The following is an 18,446-nucleotide window of genomic DNA, read 5'->3' on the forward strand; positions in this document are numbered from 1 at the left end:
CGCTGTGGTCAAGGTCACGGGAGCCGTTCCTCCAGCAGGCCATGTGCCATGTAAAACTCCTTCAACTGAGCCAGCGCCGGGTGCGCCAGCGCCCGCCTGAGATAATCGCGGATGCGCGGCAGGTGTCGGAGATAATAGGGCTTGCCGTCGCGCTTTTCGAGCCGCACGAAAATGCCGAGGATCTTCGAATTGCGCTGCGCCGCCATGATCGCATAGGCCGCGCGGAAGGCGTCCTCATCGAAGCCGACGGCGGCGTGGCGCGCAGCGACATAGGCGTCCACGGTCCGCTGCTCGATATCGGGCGAAACGGTGACGCGGGCATCCATGGCCAGCGACGCAACGTCATAGGCCGCAGGACCCATCAGCGCGTCCTGGACGTCGACGATGCCGAGGCGGTCGTGGCCTTTGCGGTCACCGCGCCAGATGATGTTGGGCGAATGGAAGTCGCGCAGCATCAGCGTGTATTCCTGTGTGTCCAGCCGATCGAGAACCGCGTTCCATTCCCTGTGATAGCCGGCGCGTAAAGCCTCGCTTGCCGGGCTGCCGGTCACCATCGGCACATACCAATCGACCAAGAGATCGGCTTCGATCAGCATGGCGTCGCGATCGAACGGCGGCACCTCGTGGAAGACGCCCGGCACGGCCTCCATGCGCTGCGGCCAGGTCTTCCCATGCATCATCGCCAGCAATTCGGCCGCTGCCGCGTAGCGCTCGGCCACCGGCTCATCATTGCCGTCGAGAAAACCTTCCGAGCCCAGATGCTCCAGCAGCAGAAAGCCCCGTTCGAGATCCTCGGCATGGATTTTTGGGACACTGACACCTTGCGACAGCAGCGCCTTGTCGATGGCGACGAAAGCGGTGACCGACTGCGCCGTGTGGGCGATCACGGCATAGGGCTTGCCGTCGCGCACCGGCGGCCCTAGCACCAGCCTTGGCGAATTCATCAGCACGCGCGGCGCAAGGCCGGCGAGCGAAACAATCTCGTAAGAGCGCGCCGAGGCGTCGCCGACGAAATGACGCCGCGCGGCGTCGCCCCAACCGGCCGTTTTGAGGAAATCGCGCATCGCCAGCGATCGCGCCACGCGTTCGAAGGCAACGCCTTGGCCCGATAGTTTCGCCAATCGTCCTTCGTCCTGATGGACGAGTTCGATCCAGATCGACGTTCTCGGAAGAGCGGCCTCCGCCCGTTCCGGCCACTCGACAAGGGCAGCGCCCTGCAGCAGCGCCTCGTCGAAACCCAGCTCGTCCATCTCGCCGGCCGAGGACAGGCGATAGAGATCGAAATGGTGCACGGGGATGCGCGTGTCGTAGCTTTGCACCAAGGTGAAGGTAGGGCTCGGCACATCGAGGCCGGCATCATCGGCCAGCGCCCTGATCAGGGCCCGCGCCAGCGTCGACTTGCCGGCGCCGAGATCGCCCTTGAGCGCCAGCACGTCGCCCGGCCGTAGCGCCATGGCCAGGTCTTCGCCGAGTCTTGCGGTCGCAGCCTCGTCGGCGAGAAAACGCTCCAGCACAACAACAGTCATCGAGCGCGCTACTCGGCCGCGGCGCGGATGCCCGACGGTGCATCGGGGAAGGTGCAGATGACGGTGGTGCCCTTGTCCTTGCCGGTCTCGATGCGCACGCTGCCGCCGTGCAGCTCGACAAAGCTCTTGACGATCGACAGGCCTAAGCCCGCACCGCGCCGGCGCCCGCCATTGGTGCGCGGCTCGAAGCGGCGGAACACCGAATCGAGCAGGTCCGGCGGCATGCCGGGGCCGTTGTCATGGACGGAGAATTCCACACCTTGCTCCAAATGCCGGCAGGCAAGCGTGATTGTGCTCGCCTCCGGCGCGTAATTGGCGGCGTTGCTGAGCAGATTGTAGAGGATCTGGCGAACCCGGGTCTCGTCGCCGTGAAAACTCTTCGGCGCCGCAGCGGCGTCGATCCGGAGCTTGATCGAATGCTCTTGCAGCCGGTCGGCGACCAGTTCGGCCGCGGCCTCGATGGTGCGCTCGACGCTTACTTCCGAAATGTCGAGCTGCATGATGCCGGCGTCGACGGTGGCGAGGTCGAGTATGTCGTTGACGATGGTGAGCAGCACCGAGGATGACGAGCCGACATGCTCGACATATTCGCGCTGCTTTGGGCTGAGCGGCCCGGTCGCCGGCAGCGACAGAAGCTCGGTAAAGCCGATGATGTTGGTCAGCGGCGAGCGCAGCTCGTAGGAGACGTGCTGCACGAACTCGTTCTTCAGCTGGTCGGATTTCTGCAGCGCTTCGTTCTTGTCCTTCAGCGCGCGCTCGACATTGACGCTGTCGGTGACGTCCACAAAGGTCATCATCACCTGGCCGTTGGGCAGCGGGATGACGGCGTAGCTGAGCACTGTGCCGTTCTTCAGTTCGGTCTGGCCATGGCGGTCGCGGCGCTCGTCGTCGAAACCGGTGATGGCGGCGACGAACCCGCCCCACGGGCTGTCGACGGCGCGCTGGTCGCTGAGATCGCGGATCGCCGAGACATGGACGTTGGGCTTGATCACATCCTGGCTCAGTCCCCACAGCGCGACAAAGGCCGGGTTCGACAGGCGCAGCCGCCCATCGGGGCCGAACACCGCGACGCCTTCGGCCAGATTGTCGAGCGTTTCGCCCTGGACCCGCACCGCCGTCTGGTAGCGGCTTTCCAGGTCCATCTTCTCGGTCAGGTTCTCGAACACCCAGGTCACGCCGCCCTTCGGCTGCGGGTTGGCCACCACGCGGATGGTCTTGCCGTCGGGCAGATGCCACCAATGCTCTTGCGATTCCACCGCGCGGTAGGCGCCAAGCAGGCCTTCTTTCCAGCGCCGCCATTCCGGCTGCTCGGCGATCTTGCCTTCGCTGCGCAGCCGGTCGAGCAGCAGGGCATTGTCGGGCGCGCTGTGCAGGAAGCCCGGGTCCAGCCCCCACAGTTTCTGGAACGCCTGGTTGAAGAAGCGCAACTTCTCGTTGGCATCGAAGATCGCCACCGCCGTGTTGAGCTGGTCGAGCGTGTCGGCATGGCTGCGCACCGTGCGCTCATATTCGCCGCGAATGGTTTCGGTGGCGCTGGTGTCGCAGGCAAGGCCGGCCGAGCCGTCGGCACCGGCGAAGTCGGTGACGGCGAACACGCGGCGGTCGCCCTCGATCACCGTCGACAGCGTCTGTTCGAAGATCGGGCGCGATTTGTGCTGCGCGGCGATCTGTTCGCGCGCTTGGGCGCCGAGGAATTCCTTGGCTTCGCGCACCGCGGTCTCGGCGTTCGGTGCCTCAACCGCTCCGGCATAGGCACGGTTGACCCATTTCAGCCGCCCGTCGGTGGCGCGCAGCCAGGCCGGCATCGGCAAGGCGTCGAGCAGGCCGATCATGGTCTCATAGTCGGCGGCCAGCCGCTGGTTCTCAATCTTCAGCCGGGCCTGGCTTCGCTGCGTCTCCGACAACGAGACGAAGCGCACCAGCACATGCGCGGCGCTCTTGCGGCCATGCACTTCAAGCGGCGCCCCGGCCTGCGATTCGATCACGAGATCAAAGGGTTTCGCTTTCTCGCGCAGACCAGCGACGGCATTTTCGAGCGCCGCCGCCGAGCGCGGCATCAGCCAGCGGCCGAAGGCGAGGAAGGCTGCACGGTCGTCCGGCGCACCGCTTTCCAGCGGCAGCGTGCCGATCAGCTCCGGCTTCTTGTTCTCGGACGCCCAGACGATGACGCGCTGGTCACGCAGATTGAGCAGCGCCTCGGAGCGCTGCAGCGCCGCATTGATGTCGGCAATGCGGGCTCTGAGTTCGACATTCTGCGCCGAGGTGCGGGCTCTTTCGCGGATCAGGAAGATGGCCGAGACCAGTGCCGCGCCCATGACGCCGACGAACATGGCGAGCTGGATGACTTCGACCGCGCTGACCGACAGTCCGGCCTTCTGCGCAATGGCCGGCTCGGCATGGGCTGCAAACGAGGTGAGCGGGCCGGCAAGAGCTGAGGTGGCAAGAAAGCCGGCGGTGCGGGCGCCGACGCGCCTCTTCAGGCCACCGCCTGTCGTGACGGAGCCAGTGCTATCGGAATCGTCATGGCCGCCGGAAACGGCCGATCCCGCGCGAGGCGGGTTTTCCCCCGGCATGTCTTGGTCCTCTTCGCCGCCTGAATGCAAGACCGCCCAGATCAGGATCACGTTTGGTAGAAACGCCCTTCTGACCTAACTCTCTCTTGAAGAGCATGATCTTTTCCGAAAACCGCTTCCCACTTTTCGCTGACGCGGTCCTTCGGTTCGAATCATGCTCTCGATGCGTTAGCCGGCCCTCGTCCCCGGCCCACGAATCAGCACAATAGCGCGTGCTGGAATCGGCGTGAAGAATCATCCGCGCAAAAAAGAAGCCGGGCGAAAAGTCAATCGCCCGGCTTCAATATCTAGTGATAAACGCCGCTTCTGTTAATAGCGGTAGTGTTCCGGCTTGAACGGACCCTGCGGGGTCACGCCGATATAGGCGGCCTGTTCGCCGGACAGTTCGGTCAGGCGGGCTCCGAGCTTGTCGAGATGCAGACGCGCCACCTTCTCGTCGAGGTGCTTGGGCAGCACATAGACCTGGTTCTGGTACTGGCCGGGCTTGGTGTAGAGTTCGATCTGCGCCAGCACCTGATTGGTGAACGAGGCCGACATCACGAAGCTCGGATGACCGGTCGCGTTGCCGAGGTTGAGCAGGCGCCCCTCGGACAGCAGGATCATCCGCTTGCCGTCCGGGAAGGTTATCATGTCGACCTGCGGCTTGACGTTGGTCCATTGCAGGTTGCGCAGCGACGCGACCTGGATCTCATTGTCGAAGTGGCCGATATTGCCGACGATCACCATGTCCTTCATCGAGCGCATGTGGTCGAGGGTGACGACATCCTTGTTGCCGGTGGTGGTGATGACGATGTCGGCGGTCGGTGCGGCATCTTCCAGCGTGACGACTTCAAAGCCGTCCATCGCCGCCTGCAGCGCGCAGATCGGATCGACTTCGGTGACCTTGACGCGGGCGCCGGCGCCCTTGAGCGAAGCCGACGAGCCCTTGCCGACGTCGCCATAGCCGCAGACGACCGCAACCTTGCCGGCCATCATGGTGTCGGTGCCGCGGCGGATGCCGTCGACCAGCGATTCCTTGCAGCCATATTTGTTGTCGAACTTCGACTTGGTGACCGAGTCGTTGACGTTGATCGCGGGGAACGGCAGCAGGCCCTTCTTCTGCAGCTGGTAGAGACGGTTGACGCCCGTCGTCGTCTCTTCGGTGACGCCGCGGATCGCTTCCTTCTGCTTGGTGAAGAAGCCGGGCGATGCCTTCAGGCGCTTCTTGACCTGGGCGTAGAAGTATTCCTCTTCCTCGCTCTGCGGGTTGGACAGCACGTCCTCGCCGGCCTCGGCGCGGGCGCCGATCAGAATGTACATGGTGGCGTCGCCGCCATCGTCGAGGATCATGTTGGAGAGGCCGCCATCGGCCCACTGGAAAATCTTGTCGGTGTAGTCCCAGTATTCCTCGAGTGACTCGCCCTTGACGGCGAACACCGGGATGCCGGCTTCGGCGATGGCCGCCGCGGCGTGGTCCTGGGTCGAGAAGATGTTGCACGAAGCCCAGCGGATGTCGGCGCCGAGCGCCTTCAGCGTCTCGATCAGCACCGCCGTCTGGATGGTCATGTGCAGTGAGCCGGTGATGCGCGCGCCCTTCAGCGGCTTCTTGTCGCCGAACTCCTCGCGGCAGGCCATCAGGCCCGGCATTTCGGTTTCGGCGATCTCGAGTTCCTTGCGGCCCCAGCCGGCAAGCGAAATGTCGGCGACCACATAATCCTTGCTACCCGTCATGGCAGTGCTCCGGTGTGATTTGTCATCAGATGCGCCTGCGCCACATGGCGCGTCGAAGGGCGCGGGAATGCCGGACTGACTAGCAGATCGCCGGCTGAACGACAATGGGATATAAAGAAATCTTTATGCGCGTATGTGTTTGCGAAGCATGATCCCGAAAAGTGGAAGCCGGTTTTCTCAGACAAAACGGGAACCGTTTTGTCCGGAGATCACGCTCAAACAAAAAAGAGCTTCAGCACTCTTCGCCGAAGCGCGAGGCAACCAGCTGCTCCAGCGCGTCCATCACCGCGACGGCCTCAGCGCCGCTGGCGGTGACGCGGATCGAATAGCCGGGGCTCGCCGCCAGCATCATCAGGCCCATGATCGAGGTGCCGCCAACCTTGAGGCCGTCCTTCTCGACATGCACGGTGGCGTCGAAGCCGCTGGCGACCTGGACGAACTTGGCCGAGGCGCGCGCATGCAGGCCACGCTGGTTGATGATCGGAAACTCCCTAGTGATCGAATCTTTGGCTATCTGGTCCTTTTCCGATGCCATGCTCATTTGCTGCTCAGGAGCTGGCTGGCGACATTGATGTATTTGCGCCCCGCGGCCTGCGCCTCGTCGAGTGCCGCCGCCATGTTGTCACCCTTGCGGATCGACGACAGCTTGATCAGCATCGGCAGGTTCATGCCGGCGATGACCTCGGTGCGGCCGGACTCCATCACCGAAATGGCAAGGTTGGACGGCGTGCCGCCGAACATGTCGGTCAGAACAATGACGCCGGTCCCGGTGTCGACGCGGCCGACAGCGTCGACGATGTCGCTCCGCCGCTGCTCCATATCGTCATCGGCGCCGATCGCCACGGTTTCGAAATTGTCTTGTGGCCCCACGACATGTTCCACGGCATGGCGGAACTCGGCGGCCAGTTGACCGTGCGTTACAAGCACGAGTCCGATCATTCTATAGTGGCTCCCGTCATCGCCGCTTCACAGGCGCTTTTTATGCTCGCCGGCCATCCCAGGCGGCGGGAGCGCTATCTTGTCGACGCGCGGCGCGTTGACAAGCCCAAAATTGCGCCTGCCATGGCCATTTTGACGCATTGCAGCAAAAAACCGGGGGCGCATCATACGAAAGGCGCAATCGCCAGCCGCGCCATCACCGCCGGCAAAGCGGTGGTGACACTGCGTCGAGCGAGGTCGATGCGCGGCACAGTGCAGCCGGCGATCATCTCGCTCAACTCTTCCTGGAAACGCGCCATTTCCTCCGTGGCAACCAGCCGGATCGCCAGGTCGATCACCGCGCCGGGTTCGAACAAAAGCGGCTTCGGACCAAGCCCGGGCACCTCCGAGAGGCCGGCGATGCTGGCCGGCGCATGGCAGACCAATCGGCCGAAATGCGCTGCGAAAAACAGCTGGTCGTCGCCGATCAGCCGCGCAAACAGCCCGCGCCGGCCGAAATGGTCGATCAGCGCCAGCGCCAGCGTCGTCTTGCCCGAGCCGGACGGACCGGTGATGAGAATGCCGCGCTCGCCGATCAGGATCGCGGTGGCGTGAATGTTTTCAGGTTTTACGGCAGGATCAGGCATACGCAGCCGCTGGTTGGAGCATGATCCTTTCCGAAAACCGGTTCCCACTTTTCGGGATCATGCTCTAATCAGCCTTCGGCCGGCAGCGTCACGACGAAGCGCGCACCCTTGATGTCGCCGGGCTTGGTGCCGGGGATATTCTCGGCCGTCAGCGTGCCGCCATGGGCTTCGACGATCTGCCTGGATATCGACAGGCCAAGCCCTGAATTCTGGCCGAACGCCTCGCCGGTCGGCCGGTCGGTGTAGAAGCGCTCGAAGATGCGGTCGATAGCGTCGGCGCGGATACCGGGGCCATTATCGTCGACGGTGACGATGTTGACCTTGCCCGAGCGTGCCAGGGAAATGGCGATATGGCCGTGGTCCTCCGGTACGAAGGAGCGGGCATTCTCGATCAGATTGGTGATGACCTGGCCGATCCTGAGGTCATGGCCGGTGACGAAATAGCCCTTGACGCCTTGCGGCAGCTTGGCGGCCTTGAACTCGATCTCGACGGCCTTCTTGTTGCGCGTCGCCTCGCGCGACACGGCGACTAGGTCGGTGATGAATTTCTTCAAGTCGACCGTGGCGGCATCCTCACGCGCGAGCTCCGCGTCGAGGCGCGAGGCATCGGAAATGTCGGTGATCAGCCGGTCCAGCCGCCGGACATCGTGCTGGATGATCTCCATCAGACGCGCACGTGAGTTATCATTCTTCGCCAGCGGCAGCGTCTCCACCGCGCTGCGCAGCGAGGTCAGCGGGTTCTTCAATTCGTGCGAAACGTCGGCGGCGAAGCTTTCGATCGCCTCGATGCGGGCATAGAGCGCATTGGTCATGTCTCGAATGGCGATCGACAGATTGCCGATCTCGTCCTGGCGGTCGGAAAAGTCGGGGATTTCCTCGCGGCTCTTGACGCCGCGCCGCACGCGCACCGCCGCCGCCGCCAGTCGGCGCAGCGGATTGGCGATGGTGGACGCCAGAAGCATCGACAGGATGGCGGTGACAAGTGCGGCAATGCCGAAGACGCGCAAGATCGCCTTGCGCTCGGCGGCGACGATCTTGTCGATGTCGCCGCCTTCCGTCGACAGCATCAGCACGCCGAGAACGGCGCGGAAACGCTGGATCGGCACCGCCACCGAGACGATCTGCTCGCCCTGTTCGCTCACCCGCACGATCGTCGACGGGCTGCCGGTCAGCGCCTTGACCACTTCCGGGAAGGCCGCACCGTTGCCGCCGGGCTGCTCGTGATAGACGGGCAGGTCCTTGTTGCGGAAGATGTCGAAGACGAATTTCTGCACCCGCTCCAGCATGTCCGGCTGCTCGTCCTCGACCGGCGGCAGGTCGTAGCGCAGGATCTGTCCGCGCGAGTAGAGATGACGCGAATCGAGCAGCAGATTGGCGTCGCGGTCGTAGATGCGGGCGCGCGTGCGCGTCGGCGAAATCAGCCGCCGCAGCACCGGCGCGACGCGCTCCGGATTGATCGGGAAATCCAGATTGTCGAGCTGGTCGGAGCCCGGCCCCAGGCTTTCGCCGGCCTGCAGTTCGAGCAGCTTTTCCGGATCGATGCTGATCGAATCGGTCTCGACCGTCGCCGACGCCGCGATTGCGCCTGCGATGATCTCGCCCTGCGTCATCAGGCTTTCGACGCGAGCATCGATCAGCCCGTCGCGGAAGGTGTTGAGGTAGAGAATGCCGGTGACCAGCACGGCGAGGCCGGCCAGGTTGAGGAACAGGATGCGCCGGGTCAGGCTGGAAAAGATGTGATGGCCGAGGAAGCGGCGCATCGGCACCGTGATCCTCGACAGGAATGCGGGCAGAATCCTGGACGGCCGCCTGCCGGCGCCCGCCCGTCTGCCTCGCTCTACGTCCACTGCCATCGAATAGCAGCTCCCGGCTAGTCTTTGGTTTGATGCATGTCGTTGTCCCAAAACCGGGACCACTTTTGGGCGACATGCATTAACTTAAGCTTCGCGGAACCGGTACCCGACTCCGTAAAGCGTTTCGATCATTTCGAAGTCATCGTCGACGGCCTTGAACTTCTTGCGCAGCCGCTTGATGTGGCTGTCGATGGTGCGGTCGTCGACATAGACCTGCTCATCATAGGCCGAATCCATCAGCGCATCACGGCTTTTTACCACGCCGGGGCGCTGCGCCAACGAGTGCAGGATGAGAAATTCGGTGACCGTCAACGTCACCGGCTCGCCCTTCCAGGTGCAGGTGTGGCGTTCCTGGTCCATGACCAACTGGCCGCGTTCGAGCGAACGGGCCTGCTGGCTGGGCGCCTTTGCCGCAGCCTCGCGGGCACTGGCACGGCGCAGCACGGCGCGCACGCGTTCGACCAGCAGGCGCTGCGAGAATGGTTTGCGGATGAAATCGTCGGCGCCCATCTTGAGGCCGAAAAGCTCATCGATCTCGTCGTCCTTCGAGGTCAGGAAGATCACCGGCAGATCGGACTTCTGCCGCATCCGGCGCAACAGCTCCATGCCGTCCATGCGTGGCATCTTGATGTCGAGGATGGCGAGATTCGGCGGACGCGCCGCCAGGCCTTCCAGCGCCGACGCCCCATCCGTGTAGGTTTCGACGCGATACCCCTCGGATTCCAAGGCGATTGAGACCGACGTCAGAATGTTGCGATCGTCATCGACAAGCGCGATTGTTGCCATTTCAAGCGGCTCCCTCATGAGCTGTCCCTCCTGTCTTAGAGAAGGGGCTTTTGCAGGACAAATTAGGTACAAAATGTGGCACAGGCTCCATCCGCTGTCGCGGACGGCTTGCCGGCGGCCCCAATCGCACCTCTATACGGGTTGGACGAACACTGTGTGCCAATCCTTTGGGCAACCACTGTGATTTTTTGCACATATAAACGATTTAAACAACTTTCAAATTTTTTAAATCGATTAATGATTTGATATCATTCGGGTTTTCTGGTTCTGACCGTCTTAGCCCAGCTCGCAGGCATGCCGGAAATGCGCCGGCAAACTGCGGCGAATCCAGAAGAAGGGACCCTTGATGTCGGAAGTCGGCAAACGCAATTCCGCCTGCGCGATTGATCGTATCGGCCTGAAAACCACCGGCACGGTGCATTATAATTTTGGTGCGGCCGCCCTCTACGAGGACGCGATCCGCCGTGGCGAGGCGAAGTTGACCGCCGGTGGCGCGCTGCTTGCCGAGACCGGCCAGCACACCGGCCGCTCGCCCAAGGACAAGTTTGTCGTGCGCGGCGGCACTACCGAACCCCATGTCTGGTGGGACAACAACAAGGCGATTTCGCCGGCTGAGTTCGAAACGCTGTTCGCCGATTTCCTTGTCCACGCCGCGGATAAGGACCTGTATGTGCAGGACCTCGTCGGCGGCGCCGATGCCGATCTGAAGCTGCCGACGCGGGTCATCACCGAATTTGCCTGGCACTCGTTGTTCATCCGCAACCTGCTCATTCGCCCCGATACGGCCGAGCTCGAACAGTTCGAGCCGGAGATGACGATCATCGACCTGCCGTCCTTCCGTGCCGATCCCGTCCGCCACGGCAGCCGCACCGAGACGGTGATCGCGGTCGATCTGACCCGCAAGATCGTGCTGATCGGCGGCACCTCCTATGCCGGCGAAATGAAGAAGTCCGTGTTCACCATGCTGAACTATCTGCTTCCGGAAAAGGGCGTCATGCCGATGCACTGCTCGGCCAATGAGGGGCCGGCCGGCGATGCGGCGATCTTCTTCGGGCTGTCCGGAACTGGCAAGACGACGCTGTCGGCCGATCCGTCGCGCACGCTCATCGGCGACGACGAGCATGGCTGGGGGCCGCACGGCATCTTCAATTTCGAAGGCGGCTGTTACGCCAAGACGATCAGGCTGTCGGCGGAAGCCGAGCCGGAGATTTTCGCCACCACGCAGCGTTTCGGCACGGTGCTGGAAAATGTCGTGCTCGACGCAAACCGCGTGCCGGACTTCAATGATGGCCGGCTCACCGAAAACACACGCTGCGCCTATCCGCTCGATTTCATCCCCAATGCCTCGAAGAGCGGACGCGCCAGCCATCCCAAGAACATCATCATGCTGACCGCCGATGCTTTCGGCGTCATGCCGCCGATCGCTCGGCTGACCCCGGCGCAGGCGATGTATCACTTCCTGTCCGGCTACACAGCCAAGGTGGCCGGCACTGAAAAGGGCGTGACCGAGCCGGAAGCGACGTTCTCGACCTGCTTCGGCGCCCCGTTCATGCCGCGCCATCCCAAGGAATACGGCAATCTGCTGCGCGAGTTGATCGCCCGCCACGACGCCGATTGCTGGCTGGTCAACACCGGCTGGACCGGCGGCGCTTATAGCACCGGCAAGCGCATGCCGATCAAGGCGACGCGTGCCTTGCTGGCCGCAGCTCTCGATGGTTCGTTGAAGGCCGCGGGCTTCCGCACCGATGCCAATTTCGGCTTCGAGGTGCCGGTGGCCGTGCCTGGCGTCGACAGCGCCATTCTCGACCCACGCTCGACCTGGGCCGACAAGGCCGCCTATGACCGCCAGGCGGCAAGGCTGGTCGGCATGTTCGCCGTCAACTTCGAGAAATTCGAGAGCCACGTCGATGCCGTCGTGCTCGGCGCCGCGCCCCGCCTGCAGGAGGCTGCGGAATAGTCGAGGCATCGTCCCATCCCTGAAAGGCCCGGTCTCGATCGGGTCTTTTCTTTTTCGGTCCGCCGCGCCATGACTGCGCCATGCCGATCGACGACATCATCATTGCCGACGAAGCCGTAATCCATCCGGGCGACCTGCACGAGGATTTCATCCGTTCGTCCGGCCCCGGCGGCCAGAACGTCAACAAGGTGGCGACCGCCGTGCAATTGCGCTTCGACGCGGCCAACGCAGCCGGGCTGTCGGAACGCGTGCGCGCGCGCACGATCAAGCTTGCCGGCCAGCGCGCCACCAAGGACGGCGTCATCGTCATCGAGGCCGGACGTTTCCGCACCCAGGAACAGAACCGCGCGGATGCAAGGGCAAGGCTGACGGCGCTGGTCGCCAAGGCCGCCGAACCGCCGCCGCCGCCGCGCAAGAAGACCAGGCCGTCGAAAGGCTCGGTCGAGCGGCGGCTGAAAAGCAAGGCCGGACGCGGCACGATCAAGAAGCTGCGCGGCCGGGTAGAGAACGATTAAGCACCTCACCAAAGCGGGCATAAAACGGCTTCCCATTGATGCCGCAGATGCAAGATTTCACCATTGCTGCAAACGACGGCTTTCGGGTCGCCGTTTTTGTTTGGCGATGGCATTGTCGGCCCGATCAACCAAGTGAGGCGCCAGCCCATGCTCGTCCTGCCCAAAGGCGTCCGCCATATGCCCGGCTATCTGTCCCGCGCCGCGCAGGAAGCGCTGGTCGAAGAGGTCAGGACCATAGTGCAGCAGGCGCCGCTGTTCGTGCCGGCCATGCCACGTACCGGCAAGGAAATGAGCGTACGCATGACCAATTGCGGCGCGCTCGGCTGGGTCACCGACAAAGAGCTAGGTTATCGCTACCAGCCGACGCACCCGCTGACCGGAGAGCCATGGCCGCCGATCCCAGACGCGCTGATGCAATTGTGGCGGGAGGTCTCCGCCTATCCAAATCCGCCGGAGGCCTGTCTGGTCAACTTCTATACCCAGGATGCCAAGATGGGCCTGCACCAGGATCGCGACGAGGCCGATTTCGCGGCGCCGGTGGTCTCGGTCTCCCTCGGCGATGATTGCCTGTTCAGGGTCGGCCAGACGACGCGCGACGGCGGCACCAAATCGTTCCGCTTGAAAAGCGGCGATGTCGTCGTACTCGGCGGCGAAGGCCGGCTCTGCTTCCACGGCGTCGACCGCATCTACCCGTCGACCTCAGCGCTGCTGAAGAATGGCGGCAGGATCAATCTGACGCTGCGGCGGGTGACGAAGGCTGGAGGCTAACCGATTCTACAGATTCTCCTTATAAAGTGCCCGAGCATTGCAACGTCGGCTCGGGGACAATGACAAAGAGCAGTGTGGTTTTCCGTCAGTTGTGGGTAGTCACCAGACAAGCGATCCCGCTGATTCGCCGGGATTCAGGCGTTTATCTGTTCATCGTCGTCTACACATTGGCCGGACTGGTTTTTCTGTATGCAATAGGCGCCGCCGACCGTAGCGCGTATTCGATATATTTCGGGCGGTGGATATTGTTGAACGGCCTGATGCTACCGACCTTCGCCATTATTGTCGACATAAGCCTGCTCATACATCGCTTCGACAGCAGGCGCCGTCTGGCGGCGAAATATGTGTTTTCGACATCGCGGCTGGCATATTCGCTCTCGGGTCTATGCCTGCTCATGGCGCTCATGATCTTTCAAGGCACATTCACCTCGGTGAAGAACGGAATGCCGGTCTGGCAGGACGGCTTTCCATTTGACGTGCTGCATGCCGACATCGATGCGTTCCTGCATTTCGGCGCCGATCCGTGGCGCTGGCTCTATCTGGTGGCCAAAAATGATTTCGTGCGGGCCGCCATCGAGTGGAATTACAACGTATTCTGGTTTGTCCTCAATTTTGGCGCCTTGTTCTTCGTCGCGACATCGCCCCGGACGGCGTCGGTTCGAACGCGCTATGTCATCTGCTTCATGGTGGTTTGGATCGTCGTCGGCAACATATTGGCTGGACTGTTCCTGTCGGCTGGTCCGGCGTTTTACGGGATGGCCACGGGCGACACGGCGCGGTTTGGCGAACAGCTCGCATTTCTGGCCCGCGGCGCCGAATCCTCCAATTCCGCTGTTTCCTACCAGCAATATTTGTGGAGGCTTCATGAGGCCAGGCAGACCGGTTTCGCGTCAGGCATTTCGGCCTTTCCCAGCGTGCATGTCGGCCTGGCGATGCTCAACGCACTTTTTGCATGGGAGTACAATCGCCGTCTCGGCGCTGTAGCGTTTGTCTATGTGGCCTTTGTTGCCGTCAGCTCGGTCTATCTGGCGTGGCACTATGCAATCGACGGCTATGCCGCAGCTGCTGTCTCGGTGATTGTCTATGTCGCGGCGCGCAAACTCATCCGGGCCGACCGGCGCTATCTCCGGCGACCGGCGCAGGATACGCAACCGGCCGATATCGCGACCAGCCCGGAGGCGGCCGTCACAGTTTCCTGAGCGCCACTTCCTCGACCAGGTGATTGGCGCCCTTGCGCAGGATGAGGTCGGCGCGCGCCCGTGTCGGCACGATGTTCTCGCGCAGGTTTTTCAGGTTGATATTGGCCCACAAGCCTTCCGCAATGGCGCGCGCGGCGTCTTCCGAAAGCTGCGAATAGCGGTGGAAGAAGGAATCCGGATTGCGGAAGGCCGTCTCGCGCAGCCGCATGAAGCGGGCGATATACCAGTGATGGATCAGCTTTTCGTCTGCATCGATATAGATGGCGAAGTCGAAGAAATCCGACAGGAACGGCACGATCTTGCCGTCCTTCGGCAGTTTGCCGGGTTGCAGCACGTTGATGCCTTCGAAGATCAGAATGTCGGGCCGGTCGATGGTGACGAACTCGCCGGGGATGACGTCATAGGTCAAATGCGAATAGACCGGTGCGCGGACATTGCGCTGCGCCGACTTGATGCCCGACAGGAACCGCAGCAGCGCGCCGACATCATAACTGTCGGGAAAGCCCTTGCGCTCCATCAGATTGTCGCGCCGCAACACCTCGTTGGGCAGCAGGAACCCGTCGGTGGTGATGAGGTCGACCTTGGGGCTCGACGGCCAGCGCGCCAGAAGCTCCTTCAGCACGCGCGCCGTGGTCGATTTGCCGACAGCGACCGAACCGGCAATGCCGATGATGAACGGTGTCTTGACCACATCCAGCGCGTTGAAGAAGGCCTGGCGCTGGCGAAACAGCAGTTGGCTGGCCTCGACATGCGCCGAAAGCAGCCGCGACAGCGACAGATAGATGCGCTTGACCTCTTCGAGGTCGACCGGGTCGTTGAGCGAACGCAGGCGGTTGATCTCATCTTCGCCCAGCGTCAGTGGCGTGTCGGCGCGGAATTGCGACCACTGCTCGGCCGAGAAGAAGCGAAAGGGTGAATATTTCTCGGTGGGAGCAAGCTGGTCCATCGCGTTTCCTGCCCTCCTCGCGGTCAGCCCTTCGGCCGGGATGCCTTTTCGGCGACGCCCGAGCGGCCCGAGCGGCCCTCAAGCTCCTTCAACACCTCGTCCAGCGGAACGCCGGCGATGCGCAGCACGACAAGCCAATGATATAGAAGATCGGCACTTTCCGAAACGAGGGCTTTCTTGTCGCCCTTCACGGCCGCGATCACCGTCTCGACCGCCTCTTCGCCGAGCTTCTGCGCGGCCTTGTCCATGCCCTTGGCGAACAGTTTTGCCGTCCACGAGTCCGGATCGCCGGACTGGGCGCGGTGGGCGATGATTGTCTCCAGGTCGGAGAGCGAGAATTCAGCCATGGCGCGGTCGCAAGCCTTTCTTAGCCGGGAACGCTCTAGGGCCGATCGACGGATGAGTCCAGCCGCATCGGCAGTCCGGCCTTGGCCATATGCGCCTTGGCTTCGGCAATCGTGTACGTGCCGAAATGGAAGATCGATGCGGCGAGCACGGCACCCGCATGGCCGTCGCGAATGCCCTCGACCAGATGATCGAGCGTGCCGACGCCGCCGGACGCGATGACCGGCGCGCGCACCGCGTCCGCAATCGCGCGGGTCAGCGCGATGTCGTAGCCGGCCTTGGTGCCGTCGCGATCCATCGAGGTCAACAGGATCTCGCCGGCGCCGCGATCGACCATTTTTCGCGCGAACTCGACCGCATCGATGCCGGTCTTTTCGCGGCCGCCATGGGTAAAGATCTCCCAGCGGTCGGCCTCATTGGCAGCAGAGACCTTCTTGGCGTCGATGGCCACGACGATGCACTGGTTGCCGAACTTGTCGGCGGCTTCAGCGACGAAATCCGGGTTCTTCACCGCCGCAGTGTTGATCGACACCTTGTCGGCGCCGGCCAGCAGCAACTTGCGGATATCGGCGACCTGGCGCACGCCGCCACCGACGGTCAGCGGCATGAAGCACTGTTCAGCGGTGCGGGCGACGACGTCGAAGATGGTTTCGCGGTTGTCGGACGACGCGGTGATGTCGAGAAAGCAAAGCTCGTCGGCGCCGGCCGCATCATAGGCTTTTGCCGCCTCGACCGGGTCGCCGGCGTCGATCAGGTCGACGAAATTGACGCCCTTGACGACGCGGCCGTTCTTGACGTCGAGGCAAGGGATGACGCGGGCTTTCAGCATCAGCCCTTCTCCATCGTTGCCAGCAACTCGCTGAGCAGTTCGCCGACCAGCGGCGGAACCTCGGCCTGCGCGTCGAAGGCCGGATCGTAGGCCGAGATGGTGATGCCGGAAATCGGCAGCAGGCCGGCCATGCCGCAGACCGCCTGACGCAGCTGTTTCGGCTCCGGGCCGCCCGGCGTGGTGTAGCGGTTGGCCTGCAGCGCCTCGGGATCGTGCACGTCGAGATCGAGATGCAGATGGACCCGCTTTGCGTCGGGCGCCTTTAGCTTGCCGCAGGCCCTTGCCCAGTCCGGACATTCGGTGCGGATGACCGGCAACGTCTTCAACAGCTCTGTTTCCGCCGGATCGAGGTCGCGCGCATTGACCAGCACGCAGCGGGCCGGATCGATCGCCTTGAAGCCGGGGATGGCCGATGCCATCGGTTTCCAGCACAGTCCCAGAACGGTCGCCAACGCCATGCCGTCGAGGAAGCCGTAGACGGAGGTTTCGGGCGTGTTGAGATCGCCATGCTGGTCGGCCCAGATGATCGCATCGGCATCTTCGCCGGCGACCGCACCGGCTGATGTCAGGCAATTGCCGGCCAGCACGATCGGAAACCGGCCGCGGTCCAGAGCGATGCGGACCTCGCCGGAGACGGCGTTGCAGACCGCAAAGCCCGTTGCGATCTCGCGCTCCTGCTCGTCGCCTACCCTGCCGATATCGGTGACGGCAACGTCATGCCCAGCCAACGTCAGCGCGTCGACGAGGCCGCCCGATATCAGCGCGTCCGGTCCCTGTCCCATGCCGCCGTGATAGTGGCCGCTGTCATAGGAGGCCAGGATGATGGAGATTTTCACGATGGGGTCTCCATTGCCTTGCCCTGCAGCACCGCCAGCGCCTCGGCCGGATCGATGCGCCCGTCATAGAGCGCACGGCCGGAAATGGCGCCTTCGAGCTTTTTGGCATCGGGCATGGTCATGCGCACGATGTCGGCGATAGAGGCGAGGCCGCCCGAGGCGATGACCGGGATCGACACGGCGTCGGCGAGGTCGATGGTGGCATCCCAGTTGATGCCGGTCAGAACGCCGTCGCGGTCGATGTCGGTGTAGATGATGGCGGCAACGCCGGCGCCCTCGAATTTCTGCGCCAGTTCGATGACGCCGAGGCTGGAGGCCTTGGCCCAGCCCTCGACCGCCACCTTGCCGCCCTTGGCGTCGATGCCGACGGCCACCTTGCCGGGGAATTCCTTGCAGGCTTCCCTGACCAGGTCGGGATCGCGCACCGCAGCCGTACCGAGGATGACGCGCGCCAGCCCGCGGTCGAGCCAATCCTCGATCTGCGCCAGCGTGCGGATGCCGCCGCCGAGCTGCACTGGGTTCTTTGTCGCCTTGAGGATCGCGCCGACCGCCGCGCTGTTGACGCTCTGGCCCTTGAAGGCGCCGTTGAGGTCGACGACATGCAGCCACTCGAAGCCCTGGTCCTCGAAGGCGCGCGCCTGCGCGGCCGGATCGTCATTGTAGATTGTCGCGGTCGCCATATCGCCGTGCTTCAACCGCACGCATTTACCGTCCTTGAGGTCGATGGCCGGAAACAAGATCATCTAGACACCCTCCACGATGGCGAAATGGCCGCTTGAAGCTGCCCGCCGATGCCTGAGCGCCGCCTGATAGACCTCCGACCGATAGCAGTTCAGCGCCGTTTCATAGCTATCGAACTCGACCACTACATGTCTGCCAAACTCCGAACCTTCAGGGTTTGTCACCTGTCCACCGCGCGCAAGATAGCGGCCTCCGAAACTTGAAATGGCATCGCCAATGGCGTCACGATAGCGCTGATAGCCCTCCGGATCGGTCACCGTAAGCATGACCAACCAGTAGCCCTTCTTGTTCATGGTT

General features: G+C 63.1%; 18 protein-coding genes. 4 read left to right on the forward strand and 14 right to left on the reverse strand.

Annotated elements, in window-relative coordinates:
• Positions 1-14: 14 nt before the first annotated feature.
• The 8 genes from tsaE to NKI96_RS14075 form a co-directional block, all read right to left on the reverse strand.
• Positions 15-1,526 carry a tRNA (adenosine(37)-N6)-threonylcarbamoyltransferase complex ATPase subunit type 1 TsaE gene (gene tsaE, locus NKI96_RS14040; RefSeq protein WP_352804824.1) on the reverse strand — a complete coding sequence of 504 codons (1,512 nt, stop codon included), beginning with the start codon at positions 1,524-1,526 and terminating at the stop codon, positions 15-17.
• An 8-nt stretch (positions 1,527-1,534) separates the two neighbouring features.
• Positions 1,535-4,099 (reverse strand): sensor histidine kinase, encoded by a 2,565-nt coding sequence (locus NKI96_RS14045; RefSeq protein ID WP_023687430.1) that lies wholly within the window; start codon positions 4,097-4,099, stop codon positions 1,535-1,537.
• A 309-nt stretch (positions 4,100-4,408) separates the two neighbouring features.
• The gene (gene ahcY, locus NKI96_RS14050; RefSeq protein ID WP_352804826.1) at positions 4,409-5,809 is read right to left on the reverse strand and encodes an adenosylhomocysteinase; all 1,401 of its coding nucleotides are present in this window, start codon (positions 5,807-5,809) and stop codon (positions 4,409-4,411) included.
• Between the two features lie 232 nt (positions 5,810-6,041).
• Positions 6,042-6,344 (reverse strand): HPr family phosphocarrier protein, encoded by a 303-nt coding sequence (locus NKI96_RS14055; protein WP_434221253.1) that lies wholly within the window; start codon positions 6,342-6,344, stop codon positions 6,042-6,044.
• 2 nt (positions 6,345-6,346) lie between these two features.
• A complete protein-coding gene (locus tag NKI96_RS14060; protein WP_112559892.1) occupies positions 6,347-6,748 on the reverse strand; it encodes a PTS sugar transporter subunit IIA in 402 nt (133 codons plus the stop codon).
• 164 nt (positions 6,749-6,912) lie between these two features.
• Entirely contained in the window at positions 6,913-7,374 is a 462-nt protein-coding gene (locus tag NKI96_RS14065) for an HPr kinase/phosphorylase (RefSeq protein ID WP_352804831.1), read from the reverse strand.
• Between the two features lie 68 nt (positions 7,375-7,442).
• Positions 7,443-9,227, reverse strand: a complete 1,785-nt coding sequence (locus tag NKI96_RS14070; RefSeq protein ID WP_352804833.1) for a sensor histidine kinase — start codon at positions 9,225-9,227, stop codon at positions 7,443-7,445.
• 84 nt (positions 9,228-9,311) lie between these two features.
• Positions 9,312-10,013, reverse strand: a complete 702-nt coding sequence (locus tag NKI96_RS14075) for a response regulator transcription factor (RefSeq protein ID WP_010912942.1) — start codon at positions 10,011-10,013, stop codon at positions 9,312-9,314.
• A 346-nt stretch (positions 10,014-10,359) separates the two neighbouring features.
• Between NKI96_RS14075 and NKI96_RS14080 the strand changes: the two genes are divergently transcribed.
• From NKI96_RS14080 to NKI96_RS14095, 4 genes are all read left to right on the forward strand, one after another.
• Positions 10,360-11,970, forward strand: coding sequence for a phosphoenolpyruvate carboxykinase (locus NKI96_RS14080; protein WP_352804836.1), 1,611 nt, complete (start codon positions 10,360-10,362; stop codon positions 11,968-11,970).
• 80 nt (positions 11,971-12,050) lie between these two features.
• Positions 12,051-12,485, forward strand: coding sequence for an alternative ribosome rescue aminoacyl-tRNA hydrolase ArfB (gene arfB / locus NKI96_RS14085; protein ID WP_352804838.1), 435 nt, complete (start codon positions 12,051-12,053; stop codon positions 12,483-12,485).
• A gap of 147 nt (positions 12,486-12,632) precedes the next feature.
• Positions 12,633-13,253 (forward strand): alpha-ketoglutarate-dependent dioxygenase AlkB family protein, encoded by a 621-nt coding sequence (locus NKI96_RS14090; protein WP_352804841.1) that lies wholly within the window; start codon positions 12,633-12,635, stop codon positions 13,251-13,253.
• Between the two features lie 59 nt (positions 13,254-13,312).
• Positions 13,313-14,452, forward strand: a complete 1,140-nt coding sequence (locus tag NKI96_RS14095) for a phosphatase PAP2 family protein (protein ID WP_352804844.1) — start codon at positions 13,313-13,315, stop codon at positions 14,450-14,452.
• On the opposite strand, the gene coaA is transcribed toward NKI96_RS14095, so the two are convergent.
• From coaA to NKI96_RS14125, 6 genes are read right to left on the reverse strand one after another with little or no spacing between them, the layout of a single operon-like run.
• Positions 14,439-15,398 carry a type I pantothenate kinase gene (gene coaA / locus NKI96_RS14100; RefSeq protein WP_352804846.1) on the reverse strand — a complete coding sequence of 320 codons (960 nt, stop codon included), beginning with the start codon at positions 15,396-15,398 and terminating at the stop codon, positions 14,439-14,441. The two genes, NKI96_RS14095 and coaA, sit on opposite strands and share 14 nt — an antisense overlap.
• Before the next feature lie 23 nt (positions 15,399-15,421).
• Complete coding sequence (locus tag NKI96_RS14105; protein WP_352804848.1) at positions 15,422-15,745, reverse strand: phosphoribosyl-ATP diphosphatase; 324 nt, start codon at positions 15,743-15,745, stop codon at positions 15,422-15,424.
• 35 nt (positions 15,746-15,780) lie between these two features.
• Complete coding sequence (gene hisF / locus NKI96_RS14110) at positions 15,781-16,575, reverse strand: imidazole glycerol phosphate synthase subunit HisF (RefSeq protein WP_352804897.1); 795 nt, start codon at positions 16,573-16,575, stop codon at positions 15,781-15,783.
• Positions 16,572-17,408 (reverse strand): arginase family protein, encoded by an 837-nt coding sequence (locus NKI96_RS14115; protein ID WP_352804850.1) that lies wholly within the window; start codon positions 17,406-17,408, stop codon positions 16,572-16,574. Before NKI96_RS14115 ends, hisF begins: the two co-directional genes overlap by 4 nt.
• Complete coding sequence (gene hisA, locus NKI96_RS14120; protein ID WP_352804853.1) at positions 17,405-18,151, reverse strand: 1-(5-phosphoribosyl)-5-[(5-phosphoribosylamino)methylideneamino]imidazole-4-carboxamide isomerase; 747 nt, start codon at positions 18,149-18,151, stop codon at positions 17,405-17,407. The genes NKI96_RS14115 and hisA overlap by 4 nt, the downstream gene beginning before the upstream one ends.
• Positions 18,152-18,442, reverse strand: coding sequence for a DUF1330 domain-containing protein (locus NKI96_RS14125; protein WP_352804855.1), 291 nt, complete (start codon positions 18,440-18,442; stop codon positions 18,152-18,154).
• Positions 18,443-18,446: the final 4 nt, after the last annotated feature.

Origin of the sequence: Mesorhizobium sp. M0292, assembly GCF_040321695.1 — a bacterium.
Lineage (GTDB): Bacteria > Pseudomonadota > Alphaproteobacteria > Rhizobiales > Rhizobiaceae > Mesorhizobium.